The organism is Bacillus cereus group sp. MYBK101-2 (assembly GCF_051918845.1).
GTDB classification, from domain to species: Bacteria; Bacillota; Bacilli; order Bacillales; family Bacillaceae_G; genus Bacillus_A; species Bacillus_A paranthracis.
In genome coordinates, this window is record NZ_JBQAIE010000018.1 from 12,807 (window position 1) to 25,754 (window position 12,948).

Below are 12,948 nucleotides of genomic sequence, written 5' to 3' on the forward strand. Positions count from 1 at the left end.
ATTTTCAATAAGAACTTTTCATTTTATAATTCGACTACTTTAAAAAGCGTTTAACTACAAAAAAAGAGCAAGCTTCTCAGCTTACTCTTTACTTATGACGACGGTTTTTCCCGCCAATCGGAATTGGTTTCGCTAAATATTTAATTCGCTCCATAATACGAGCTGCTTTCATTTCTTCCGCTTCACCGCGCTGTGTATACGTTAAATGATGTTCTAGCTGTTTAAAATCAAAGTTAGACGTAAAGAACGTCGGTAAGTTTTCTAACATACGGAATTGCAAAATTGCACCGAGTACATCATCACGTACAAAGCTTGACATCGCTTCTGCTCCAATATCATCTAACATTAAAACTTGTACGCGTTTTACTGCATCAATCTTTTCCCCAATCGAATTATCTTGAATCGAACTTTTAATTTCACGTAGAAATTCAGGGAAGTATACAAGCATCGAACTTATTTTCTTTCGAGCAAGCTCATTCGCAATTGCTCCTAACAAATACGTTTTCCCTACTCCAAATTTACCGTACAAATATAAACCTTGTACTTTTTTACCAGGTTCATATGTACTTAAAAACTCATTAGCTGCACCAATTGCATCAATACGCGCATCTAAATCTGAAGGGTCTAAGTTTTCCATCGTTGCTTGCAAAATATCAGTTGGCATATATACACTTTGAACGAGCTTTTCATATTTCTTCCTCTCGTCATATGCTACTTTTCTAACGCAACGATCATATTGAATATCAATCATCTTCCCTTGGATAACGAGCTTTGGCTCATATCCTTGCAGCATGTTTTTACACGAACCTAGATCCGGACAATCCGCGCAACCTACACTTTGTCCAATATATTCGTATAATTTCACAAGACTGCGTTCAATCATAGACGTTGTTACTTCCCCTTTATGTTCGTCTATAAATTCTTTCACACGCGGATGTGCCATTACTTCCGCCTTTAATACTTCATATCTATTTTTAAAATTTTCATTTTCCATTAACTTTGCAAATGAATTTTGAATATGCTCCATTTTCTCACCTCAAAGAGCGTTCATTCTCTTCTATTAATCACGCTTATATTTTTTTAACACTTCTTCTAATCGTTTTCGTTCGTCCTCTAACGTACTTGCACCTTTTTCAGCATTTACATCTTTTTTCACAGTTTCTTTCTCTTGTTCTTTCGGCTCTTCTTTCAGCCAATCTGGTACCATTTCTTTTCGTACTGTTTTCTTCGACGTACGACCTTTCTTCTTCGTCTCAGCCCATTCTTGATATTGACGATTTTCTTCTTTCGCTAATGCCATCGCTTCAGCTACTGTACCGACCTTTTTACGTGCCCAATGTCCAGCAATCTTCTCCACATACGTTTTCGCAAGTTTCATATCTGAGCGTAGCATAACGTAATAAATAAGTACATTCACAACACCTGGTGTTAACTTTTGATTCATCATTACATCTTCAACGATTTGCAAGTCAGCCTTCGTTGCCTCTGCACCGCCAGAGATTTCTTTCAATAGTTGTTTTGGTGAGATTTCCTCTAACTGTTTGATTAACATCTCTTCTTGCGATGAAGGCTCTTTTTCTTTCATCATACGTGCAGCGTGAGGCTGTACTCTTTCACTTAATACAGGTAACGCTTGGCCGTTTTCGAACTGATACCAATCACGTGCTCCTTTTCTAAGCCTTTCGATATCAATTGTCTGCATCTCTGTCACCGCACCAAGAACGATATTTTGCATCGATAACACATCTACATCATACACGTAAGCAAGTGTAATAACACATTCTCGCACTTGATCTGTAATCGCCTTTTTAGGGACAAGAGCGGACAAGCCATCTACAAATAAGGAGAAATCAAAGAAATCATTCCAAACTTTTGGAGCGTCTCCCTTTTCATTACTTGGCATAGCTGTCGTTTTTGGAATACGAAGGTCTTCTTGCGCATGCTCAAGCTGTCCTGGATTAAACGAACCAAACACATCATTAAAAGAACGAGTAACATTTTCATACGATACAAAATCAAATTCTTCTTCTAAGAAATATTGTTTTACTTGATTATATTTTGTCCGACTCAATCGATTATATAAAAAGATACTTAAAACAATATCATCAAAAAACTGCTTCGGAGATAAAGGTGGTTGCAGCTCATATATAAACATTCGAATATCTTTTTCTTTCTTAATATATACTTTCAAAAGCCCAATTGCCTCTAACTTTACTCGTTCCCCATATATTTCAGGAAGCTGCATTTGCATGGTCACCATAAGGGAATGATGCGTATTCTCTTTTCCAAACACACGATCTTGTTCTAACTCTCCCCATAGCGTCATGTACAAGCTAAAAGCTCTACTACCTATTAACGGCTGATATAACATCGTTAACACTTTTCGGTCGTAATTATGCAGTAACCCTTTCGCACTTACTTTATAACGATCAATCGGCAATAGCTCCATCCATGACTGTTTTTCCATTCTTGCTTTCCTTTCTCTCATCCAATCTTCACTATATAATTTATTAGCGAAAAAGAGCTATTAGCTTTCGCTTCTAGCTCTCTTATCTCATTACTTACGGTATGTAAAGAGAATACGATACAGATGCTACTCTCTTTCTTTTTGCAGTATATCTTTTAATTCTTCAATAAATACATTTAAATCTTTAAATTGGCGATATACAGAAGCAAAACGCACGTAAGCAACATCATCGATATCACGCAGTTCTTCCATAACAATTTCACCAATCATATCACTTTTCACTTCTGATATACCTAAATTACGAAGTTCACGTTCCACACTTTGAGTTACTTCTTCTAATTGTCTTAAAGATACTGGTCTTTTTTCGCACGCTTTAATTAAGCCACGTAAAATCTTTTCTTTATTAAACTCTTCTCGTGTTCCTTCTTTTTTTACAACGATAAGAGGTGACTCTTCCACTCTTTCAAATGTCGTAAAGCGGCTTAAACAGCTTTCACACTCTCTCCTTCTTCGAATAGAGCGCCCCTCGTCTACCGGACGCGAATCTAACACTCTTGTACCATTATGAGAACAGGATGGACAACGCAATATATTCACTCCTTTACACTATACTCTTTATTTTTTCTCTACTTACTTCATCTGACAATATATATACATTATTATATAACTCATTTTAACTCTCTTACCACTTTAAGTTTAAACGCATTATGTTATCATCTCGTTTTCAAAAATAAGATAGTAGATAGGGCGTTAACTCATTCGTAAGAGCTCCATTTATTTAACTAACGAGTACGTTATATTTTCTCTTTTTTATAAACTAAAAAAGAGGTGCATTATACACCTCTTTACATTTTAAATCAATTATGTTCTTTTTTAAAGAGCTTTTGTTTCTCTCTGCTTAATTTCGAAGCTACCAGTGCCTCGAGGAAGCTCGATGCTCTCACGCGTTTTCGCGTTTAAACCTTCTGCAATATATTCTGCAGCAACATTTGGATCAATACGATCCCCACAAGTATAAACATCAATACTTGCGTAACCGTGCTCCGGAAAGCTATGAATTGTTAAATGTGATTCCGAGATAATTACTACTCCACTTACACCTTGTGGTGCAAATTTATGGAAAGCAACCTCACGCACTTCAGCACCAGCTCTTAGTGCTGCATCCACAAATAATTGTTCAATATACGGCATGTCATTAAGCTTGTCGAAATCGCAATCCCAAAGTTCAGCGATCACGTGACGACCCATCGTATCCATAGTATCCATTCTACAGTTCCCCCTTGTAAATTTATTCTAACTGTTCGAATTGAAAACTAATTTGCAATTTGGCTTGCTCCACTACCACGGGGGAAAGTTAGTCCAGAGAGGTCCTAACCCTTTAAGTAGTGACTACGTACCTCAGCTCTTAAGTTTACGAGTGTTAGTATACTTTGTTTATTTTCATTTTGCAACAACAGTTTTTTCGATTTTCTGTCATATTTTCCTCTTTACTTTTCCCTAAAAAAAATAAATGATTCACGAATGCAGTAATCCCAACACTTCGTGGTATGTCCACTTCTAAAAATATACTTATATAATTTTTTTCCTTTTCAGAAAAAAATAAAAAAAAGAGGGCAAATATTCACTTGCCCTCTCCTTATTCACTTAAATATGTTGCACATTTTCTTGTTTCGCTAATTCATCCACAACTAACGTTACAAGATCTACAACACGACGAGAGTAGCCCCACTCGTTATCATACCAAGCAAGTACTTTTACTTTACGATCACCCATTACCATTGTAGATAAACCATCGATAATAGCTGAGTGTGTATTTGTATTAAAGTCAATAGATACTAAAGGCTCTTCGCTGAATTCTACAATGCCTTTTAACGCACCGTTTGCAACAGTTTTGAATGCATCGTTAATAGCTTCAACTGTTACATCACGTTTTACATCTACTACTAAGTCAACAAGAGACACGTTTGGTGTTGGTACACGAAGTGCCATACCATGAAGTTTTCCATTTAAATGTGGAAGAACTTTTGCTAGCGCTTTCGCAGCACCTGTCGTTGTCGGAATAATTGATTGTCCGCAAGCACGTGCTCTTCTTAAATCTTTATGTGGGTTATCAATATTTTTTTGGTCATTTGTATAAGCGTGAACTGTCGTCATTAAACCGTTTTCAATTCCAAACTGCTCATCTAACACCTTCACAACAGGCGCTAAACAGTTTGTTGTACAAGATGCATTTGAAATAACAGTATGTTTTGTAATATCTAATTGGTCTTCGTTCACACCTACTACAATTGTTACATCTTCATTTTTACCAGGCGCTGTTAAAATAACTTTTTTCGCTCCAGCTTCAACGTGAAGAATTGCTTTTTCTTTTGAATTAAATTTACCAGTTGCTTCAATTACAACTTCAACACCTAAATCTGTCCAAGGCAATTCCTTTGGATCGCGGTTGTTTAAAAGGCGAATCATTTTCCCATCAACTAATAAGTGATCTTCAAATGCTTCTACTGTTCCGTCAAACTTGCCGTGAACTGTATCATATTTAATTAAATGTGCTAACGTTTCAGATGGATAGCTTGCATTGATTGCTACAATTTCGAATGCGCTTTCTTTTATTGCCTGACGAAATACCATTCTCCCAATACGTCCAAATCCATTAATTGCCACACGAGTCATAATATGTTATCCCCCTTGAATGCGTTATACTATTTATCTCCAATCCCAATAATAGTATAACACAAAAAGGGGATATGTCACTAAGCATTTTCATTAATTTCACAATTTTTTAGTCAATAATGTTCCAATTCTTTAAAATGACCTCCAATTGTGTTTTCGTTCCCATAATTGTGCCATCATTATTTATCACTTCATCTGCATGTTTCACTTTTTCTTCTAACGGCATTTGAGATTGAATACGAGCTGTTGCTTCTTCTTCTGAAAAATTATTTCGCTTCATTAAACGTTCTAATTGCGTATGTGGCTTAACTGCTACAACTAAAACGCGGTCAACGAGACTTGTTAATTTACTTTCAAATAAGAGAGGAATATCTAACACAACCGCTTGCATACCTTCTTTTATGTACATTTCCTTTTGCCTATTCATTTCCTCACGCACTGCAGGATGAACAATTTTGTTTAACTGCAATCGTTTCTCTTCATTATAAAAAACGACACTTCCTAATTTCGGCCGATCTAGTTCTCCATCTTCTTGTAATACTTCTGTTCCAAACACTTCTACAATTTTGTTATATGCTGGCTTTCCTCGTTCTACAACTTCTCGCGCAATAATATCTGCATCAATAACTGGTATATTTAGCTCGCGAAACATTTGAGATACTGTACTTTTTCCGCTTGCAATACCTCCCGTTAATCCAATTACTACTGTCATCATATAATCCTCCTCATAATAAAAGGCGCGAAACTAATGTTCCACGCCCGTACTTACATTTTCCAAATTCCAATAATAATGAGTAATACCCCAGGCAGGAATGTAAATTTTTGCAACCATTTCATATTTGATAAAACCGTTCCAAGTTTCATTCCAATAAATAAAAACAAAGAACTCATCACTGCAACTAATATCGCCATCATAGCAGGTGCATACCCTAATAAAGATGCACCAATTCCAGCACCAAATGAATCTACAGAAAGAGCGATACCAAGAAGTAACGCTTCTCCTGCAGAAATGGTGCCTGATTTATCGAAATCTGCTACAGTCGGTTTCCGTAAAATTTGAATGACTAACCCAAGCGAGGCAATCTCTAATTTCCATACCTTCTCCTCTTGCTTCGGTTCTTCTTTTTTCTCACTTCGAAAAAATTGGTATAATACCCAAATTCCTATTCCAATAAGAACAAGCCCACCGATACGCGTTGCGATAACAGGTGAAAATACTTTCGCAATCATATGTCCAATTCCCATTGAAACAAGCATAACAGCCGCTGAACACATTCCGATAATTATAATTGATCTTAGTGGAATTCTTACGCTTCTTAAACCATATGTTAGCCCTACACTACAGCTATCTAAGCTTAATGTAAAAGCTAATAAAATAAGAGATAAATAAAGGTACATCGGTAAGCTCCTCCCTTATACATAGCTCTGCTGTATGTATATGACAAATGCCTATCCGATGTTATCTCTTTTCTATATTCTTGGCTGACAAATTGGGCAGTAATGCGTTCCTCTTCCACCAACAACTGTTTTTTCTAATATCGTACCGCAAGTCACACACGGTTCTCCTTTTTTTCCATATACATTTAGCAGTTCTTGGAATGAGCCAATTTGCCCTTGTGAGTTGATATACGTTCGAATTGTACTTCCGCCACGCTTCACTGCTTCGCCTAACGTTGTAACAGTCGCCTCATAAATTCGCTCAATTTCTTCTGCTGTTAAAGACGACGCTTCTCGTTCTGGATTAATTTGAGAACGGAATAAAACTTCATCTACATATATATTTCCAAGCCCTACTAAAAGACGCTGGTCTAATAATACAACTTTTATTTTACGATTTGTCTTTTGCAATCTCTCGTGTAAATACTGTGGTGTCAATTCAGCATCAAATGGCTCTGGACCTAAGTCAGCAAGAGGCATTTGATTCATTTCCTCACCTTTTTTAAAGAGATGCATCGTACCGAACTTTCTCACATCTTTATAATGTAATTCCGTTCCATCTGTAAATAAGAAACGGACGTGCGTATGCTTATCAATTGGTTCATCCTCTTGATGCAATAAAAACTTTCCTTCCATACGCAAATGTGAAACAATGACATAATTTGTTACATATAAAAGCAAAAACTTTCCTCTTCGCTTTATATTTTCAATCATCTCGCCTTTTAGCATTTCTTTAAAGATTTCTGCATCATCTGGACGTTTTACGATTTTGGGATAGGTAATAATGACATCTTCAATCGTTTTTCCTGTTACAAGATTTTCAAGTGTCCGTCTGACGTTTTCAACCTCTGGTAATTCAGGCATTTCATCACTTCCTTATTTTGCGTCGTACCAAGTTGGACCGTAAGAATAATCAACTTTCAGCGGAACTGCGAGTTCAATTGCATGCTCCATTACTTCTGGTACAAGCTTCTCTAATTTTTCAATTTCTTCTTTTGGTGCTTCAAATATTAATTCATCGTGTACTTGCAATAGAAGACGCGCTTGTAATCCTTCTTCTTCTAAACGATCTGCCATAATAATCATCGCTTTTTTAATAATATCTGCTGCAGTACCTTGAATTGGTGTATTCATAGCTGTACGCTCAGCAAAGCTACGCAAGTTAAAATTACGACTCGTAATTTCCGGAATGTAACGGCGGCGATTTAATAATGTAGCTACATATCCTTTTTGTTTCGCATCTTTTACGATGTCATCCATGTATTCTTGTACACCAGGGAAACTTTCTAAATACTTTTCAATAAATTCCGCTGCTGCTTTTCTTGTAATTCCTAAGTTTTGTGAAAGACCATAATCACTAATACCATACACAATTCCGAAGTTAACAGCTTTCGCTTGTCTTCTCATATTTGAAGTTACTTCATCTTTTTCAACGCCAAATACATCCATAGCTGTTTTCGTATGAATATCCATATCATGTTGGAATGCTTCAACTAGCCCTTTATCATTGGCCATATGAGCTAATACACGAAGTTCAATTTGTGAATAATCTGCCGCGTACATAATCCATCCTTCTTCTGATGGAACGAATGCCTGACGAATCTTTCTTCCTTCTTCTAATCGAATCGGGATATTTTGCAAGTTTGGATCCGTTGAACTTAATCGACCTGTTTGCGTTAATACTTGATTGAAGCGAGTATGAATTTTAGATGAATCTTCATGTACAACTTTTAATAACCCTTCAATATAAGTTGAATTGAGTTTCCCTAATTGACGGTAATGTAAAATATTTGGAATAATTTCATGGTGATCCATCAGCTTGTCTAGTACATCAGCTGACGTAGAATAACCTGTTTTCGTCTTTTTAATAACTGGTAAGTTTAAGTTCTCAAACAGAATCACACCAAGCTGCTTCGGTGAATTAATATTAAATTCTGTTCCCGCCAGCTTATAAATTTCCTGTTCCATTTCCTTTAATCTACCTGCAAGTTCTTCTCCCATATTACGAAGACGTTCTGTATCAACTTTTACACCTTTCACTTCCATATCAGCTAATACACGTGCAAGTGGTAATTCTAACTCTGTAAACAGTTCATATTGCTCATTCTTTTCTAACTCTTCAACGAATGTTTGCTTTACATCATATAATACATGCACTTTACGAGCTACATGCTCCGCTACTATCTCTAACTCTGGAACAGCACGCTTCGCACCTTTTCCGTAAACTTCTTCATCAGATTTCACAGCATGCGTTTCTTTCATTTTCGCTACAGTACGGAAATCTTTATCTGTATCAGCCGGATCAAGTAAGTAAGCAGCGATTAATAGATCAAAGTCAATTCCTTGCATATCTATACCGTTCCATTTCAGCGCAACGATCGCACGCTTCGCATCAAATGTATACTTTCTCATTTCTCCATCTGCAAGCCACTCTTTAAAAGCATCTGATTTAAGTGCAATGTCTGTCTGAATAAAGTAACATCCGTTTTCATTTTGAATACCGAAACCTTGAATATCTGCTTTATGATAATTATCTTCTTGTACTTCAACGATAAGCGCACTATCTTGCTGAAGCATTTCTTCTGTAACTTCTTCTACAATATCAAATGTAATATCATCTAATTCAGCTGGAGCCGTTTCTTCTGGCGTAACACCTAATTTATTTAAAAGAGATGTGAATCCTAAATTCTCGAACATTGGAATGACATCACTTGCTTCATACCCTTTATACTCCATATCATCCACATGCACTGTAATCGGCGCGTCTGTAATAATGGTTGCAAGATCTTTACTCATAAGAGCTTGGTCTTTATTTGCTTCCAGCTTTTCTTTTAATTTCTTCCCGCTTACTTGATCTATATTTTCATACACTTCTTCAACCGTTCCAAACTGTGTTAACAATTTAATCGCAGTTTTTTCACCAACTCCTGGTACACCTGGAATATTATCTGATTGGTCTCCCATTAAACCTTTCATATCGATAATTTGCTTTGGTGATAAGCTGTATTTTTCAAATAAAGCTTCTTTCGTATATTCGTCTACTTCCGTAATCCCTTTTCGAGGAATACATACAAGCGTGTTATCAGAAACAAGTTGAAGTAAGTCTTTATCTCCTGAAATAACTTTTACACTAGCTCCTTGTTCACTCGCTTCTTTCGCTAGCGTTCCCATAATGTCATCCGCTTCATAATTTTCTAATTCATAACGCGGTACATTGAATGCATCAAGCATCTCACGAATAAATGGGAATTGCTCTGATAACTCAGGCGGAGTCTTTTGACGTCCTCCTTTATACTCACTATATGTTTTATGACGGAATGTCGTTTTCCCAGCATCAAATGCTACTAACATATGCGTCGGTTTTTCTTCCTCTAATATTCTCATTAACATCATTGTAAAACCGTAAATTGCGTTCGTATGTATACCTTTGTCGTTATTTAAAAGCGGTAGTGCAAAGAAAGCACGATACGCGATATTATTACCATCTACTAATACGACCTTTTTTTCCAAATCAGAAACCTCCCCATACAAATTTGAAATGATTTTTTTCACAGAAAAAAACCGTTTCTTTCCTCTCTCTATATTAACATGACTAATAGAGAGAAGAAAAATAACGGTTATTTTCTTTCATATATAAAACAGACTTATATTGGCATAAAGGGAAGTGACGAGAATAGCTTAACTATTCTCGTCCAAAATTACTCCTTGGATGAAGGGGTTTTCATGTATTATATTAACAGAGCTTTATTAATATTTAATTAAGCCATTGTTAATATATTGTAAACATCCTTCATCCTATTTTTCAGTTGCTGATTTTGGTAAAACAACTGTAAACGTTGTCCCTTCTCCTACTTCACTATCCACTGTAATCGTACCGTGATGCGCCTCGACTAAATGCTTTACAATTGATAACCCAAGACCTGTACCACCAGTATTTCTACTTCTCGCTTTATCAACTCGGTAAAAGCGTTCGAAAATACGCGGAATTTCATCTTTACTAATACCAATTCCAGTATCCGATACTTTTATATAAGCATTATATTTATCTTCTGCTAATTCTACAGAAACAACGCCTCCAGCCGGTGTATATACGATTGCGTTATTCATTAAATTAATAAAGATTTGCTGCAAACGACTTGGATCTCCAATGACAGAGACACGTTTTAATGCATTTACTTGTAAAGAGATTTCTTTTTCTCCCGCTTTATTATCAAGCACCATATGAATATCTTCAAGAAGTCCCTTCATATCAACGGTACCCATATTCAATTTAAATCCTTGTTGCTCAATCTTTGATAAATCTAATAAATCTTCAATTAATCCTTGCATACGTTCACTTTCTTTTAAAATAATGTGCAAGAAATGTTCGCAGAATTTTTTATTATCCATAGCACCGTCTAAAAGTGTTTCTGAAAAACCTTTAATAGAAGTAATCGGCGTTTTTAGTTCATGGGAAACATTCGCTAAAAAGTCTTTTCTCATTTGTTCTAACTTTTTCAGCTCAGTAATGTCATGGAATACAAGGACAATCCCTTTCCATTCATGGTTCGTCCCGATAATCGGTGCTCCATATACCTCGAAATGCTTTCGCTCAATGCCAAGTGGCAATAACATTTGTTTGCGCACTTTCACTTCTGTCATAAAGATTTCTTCCACAAGTTCTATAATTTCCGGATGATGAAATGACTCATAATATAAACGATTTAAATATTCTTCATCTGTGACGTGGAAAGTTTCCTTATACGAACGGTTTACAAGGTTAATATAACCGCGGCTATCAATTAAAATCATTCCACTTCCCATATTTTCAATTAACGTATGCAGACGATCTTGTTGCATTTCTTGCTCAAGTGTCATCTCTTGTAAATTACGAGCTAAAATATTAATCGCTTTACTTAACATTCCCGTTTCATCCGAATGACTTTCATAAGCGCGTGCTTTATAATTCCCCTTCGCTAATTCGATGGCAACTTTCGTAACGGATTCAATAGGCCTAATATATTGCCCTGTAATTTTCATACCTAAAAATACGACGACGAGACACGCGATAACAAATCCGATAATTAATAATCCCCACGTTTTTTGATGAACGTCTTTCAAAGGCTCAATTGTGCTCTTCACCAAAATGTATCCTTGTTTCCCTGCTACATCTTGCACGAACACCGCATGGTAAAATTCGTTATTCTGATCTGCTTCTTTCGTAATGACTTTATTTCTTTGCTTCGTTGTTTCCGAGGAAAGTTCTTTAATTATTCCTTGGCTAAAAGCAGATTGTTCTCCCCCACTATATTGAACCTTCTTTTTTTCATCTACAAATGCAATAGAAGCCTGTATTTTTTCTTCTAACTTCTCAAATACATATGGATTTTTTAAAACATCATCAAAACCTTGTTCTTCTGCTAATACCGCAACATACTCTGCCTCTTTTACCATTCTCTCTTTCGCATGATCTATATAATAGTTTTCAAACACGGTTTCCAGCAATAAACCGAGTCCGACTAAAATAAAAACAATAAGAGAAACAAATGTAAAAAGAAGCCTGGAACGAAATTTATTCATCCCCTTTTGGCTCCTCTAATTTATATCCTAAACCACGTATCGTTTTAATGTACGTCGGTTTTTTCGTATTTTGTTCAATTTTATCGCGCAAATGGCTAATATGAACGTCAACAATTCGTGTATCACCAGCGAAATCATAATTCCATACAGCACTTAATAATTGATCACGCGTTAATACGCGACTTTTATTTTTCGCAAGATAAACAAGTAGTTCAAATTCTTTTGGTGTTAATTCAAGCTTTCTTCCTTGGAAATAAGCCTCATAAAACTCCGGTAAAATTTTAAGTTCAGCAATTGTAATGCTCTCTTCATCTGACGATTCTGTAACTTGCTCTTCTTGTTGTAATTTCGTACGGCGTAAAATTGCCTTCACACGCGCAACAACTTCCCTTGGGCTAAATGGCTTCGTCATATAATCATCCGCCCCAAGTTCAAGACCTAGCACCTTATCAAACTCATCATCTTTTGCTGTCAACATTAAAATCGGCGTCATAACGCGCTGCAATCGTAATTCTTTACATACTTCCATACCATCCATTTTTGGAAGCATTAAATCTAATATAATTAAATCTGGACGTTCTGTTGTCGCTTTTTGAAGCGCCATTTCTCCATCCATCGCTGTTATCACTTCAAAACCAGCTTGTTGTAAATTAAATTCGATTAAAGTTAAGATAAACTCCTCATCATCAACTACTAAAATACGATTGTTCATTCTTTTCCTCCAAGTTATAGACTTGAAACCTTCTTCATCCTAGTATTTTCCCCGTTATTCTCATCATACTAGAAAACAAGGTCCCTCTCAATATAATTGT

Annotated in this window: 11 protein-coding genes; all 11 read right to left on the minus strand. The window is 36.1% G+C overall.

The annotated features are described in order from the left end of the window. Positions 1–88: 88 nt before the first annotated feature. Positions 89–1,027: a primosomal protein DnaI gene (dnaI, locus tag ACTFSI_RS24150; protein WP_000400101.1), complete on the minus strand. Its 939-nt coding sequence runs from the start codon at positions 1,025–1,027 to the stop codon at positions 89–91. Between the two features lie 33 nt (positions 1,028–1,060). Further along, a complete protein-coding gene (locus tag ACTFSI_RS24155) occupies positions 1,061–2,467 on the minus strand; it encodes a replication initiation and membrane attachment family protein (RefSeq protein WP_138321028.1) in 1,407 nt (468 codons plus the stop codon). A 126-nt stretch (positions 2,468–2,593) separates the two neighbouring features. Next, a complete protein-coding gene (gene nrdR, locus ACTFSI_RS24160) occupies positions 2,594–3,055 on the minus strand; it encodes a transcriptional regulator NrdR (RefSeq protein ID WP_001203687.1) in 462 nt (153 codons plus the stop codon). Between the two features lie 285 nt (positions 3,056–3,340). After that, on the minus strand, positions 3,341–3,724 hold the full coding sequence (speD, locus tag ACTFSI_RS24165; RefSeq protein ID WP_002003660.1) for an adenosylmethionine decarboxylase: 384 nt from the start codon (positions 3,722–3,724) through the stop codon (positions 3,341–3,343). 387 nt (positions 3,725–4,111) lie between these two features. After that, the gene (locus ACTFSI_RS24170) at positions 4,112–5,140 is read right to left on the minus strand and encodes a glyceraldehyde-3-phosphate dehydrogenase (protein WP_000198972.1); all 1,029 of its coding nucleotides are present in this window, start codon (positions 5,138–5,140) and stop codon (positions 4,112–4,114) included. Between the two features lie 109 nt (positions 5,141–5,249). Beyond that, positions 5,250–5,852, minus strand: a complete 603-nt coding sequence (gene coaE / locus ACTFSI_RS24175; RefSeq protein ID WP_044790626.1) for a dephospho-CoA kinase — start codon at positions 5,850–5,852, stop codon at positions 5,250–5,252. 53 nt (positions 5,853–5,905) lie between these two features. Beyond that, positions 5,906–6,538, minus strand: a complete 633-nt coding sequence (ytaF, locus tag ACTFSI_RS24180; protein ID WP_000281744.1) for a sporulation membrane protein YtaF — start codon at positions 6,536–6,538, stop codon at positions 5,906–5,908. Positions 6,539–6,610: 72 nt separating this feature from the next. Beyond that, a complete protein-coding gene (gene mutM / locus ACTFSI_RS24185) occupies positions 6,611–7,441 on the minus strand; it encodes a DNA-formamidopyrimidine glycosylase (protein ID WP_270363769.1) in 831 nt (276 codons plus the stop codon). A 12-nt stretch (positions 7,442–7,453) separates the two neighbouring features. After that, a complete protein-coding gene (gene polA / locus ACTFSI_RS24190; RefSeq protein WP_440045691.1) occupies positions 7,454–10,087 on the minus strand; it encodes a DNA polymerase I in 2,634 nt (877 codons plus the stop codon). Between the two features lie 285 nt (positions 10,088–10,372). After that, positions 10,373–12,136, minus strand: a complete 1,764-nt coding sequence (gene phoR, locus ACTFSI_RS24195; protein ID WP_440045692.1) for a sensory box histidine kinase PhoR — start codon at positions 12,134–12,136, stop codon at positions 10,373–10,375. Continuing rightward, positions 12,129–12,848 (minus strand): two-component system response regulator PhoP, encoded by a 720-nt coding sequence (phoP, locus tag ACTFSI_RS24200; protein ID WP_001065225.1) that lies wholly within the window; start codon positions 12,846–12,848, stop codon positions 12,129–12,131. Before phoP ends, phoR begins: the two co-directional genes overlap by 8 nt. Between the last annotated feature and the right edge of the window lie 100 nt (positions 12,849–12,948).

Excerpts from the sequence above, each read along its gene's own strand:
- dnaI (WP_000400101.1), bottom strand. The coding sequence starts at position 1,027 with ATGGAGCATATTCAAAATTCATTTGCAAAGTTAATGGAAAATGAAAAT.
- ACTFSI_RS24155 (WP_138321028.1), bottom strand. The coding sequence starts at position 2,467 with ATGGAAAAACAGTCATGGATGGAGCTATTGCCGATTGATCGTTATAAA.
- speD (WP_002003660.1), bottom strand. The coding sequence starts at position 3,724 with ATGGATACGATGGGTCGTCACGTGATCGCTGAACTTTGGGATTGCGAT.
- ACTFSI_RS24170 (WP_000198972.1), bottom strand. The coding sequence starts at position 5,140 with ATGACTCGTGTGGCAATTAATGGATTTGGACGTATTGGGAGAATGGTA.
- coaE (WP_044790626.1), bottom strand. The coding sequence starts at position 5,852 with ATGACAGTAGTAATTGGATTAACGGGAGGTATTGCAAGCGGAAAAAGT.
- ytaF (WP_000281744.1), bottom strand. The coding sequence starts at position 6,538 with ATGTACCTTTATTTATCTCTTATTTTATTAGCTTTTACATTAAGCTTA.
- mutM (WP_270363769.1), bottom strand. The coding sequence starts at position 7,441 with ATGCCTGAATTACCAGAGGTTGAAAACGTCAGACGGACACTTGAAAAT.
- phoR (WP_440045692.1), bottom strand. The coding sequence starts at position 12,136 with ATGAATAAATTTCGTTCCAGGCTTCTTTTTACATTTGTTTCTCTTATT.
- phoP (WP_001065225.1), bottom strand. The coding sequence starts at position 12,848 with ATGAACAATCGTATTTTAGTAGTTGATGATGAGGAGTTTATCTTAACT.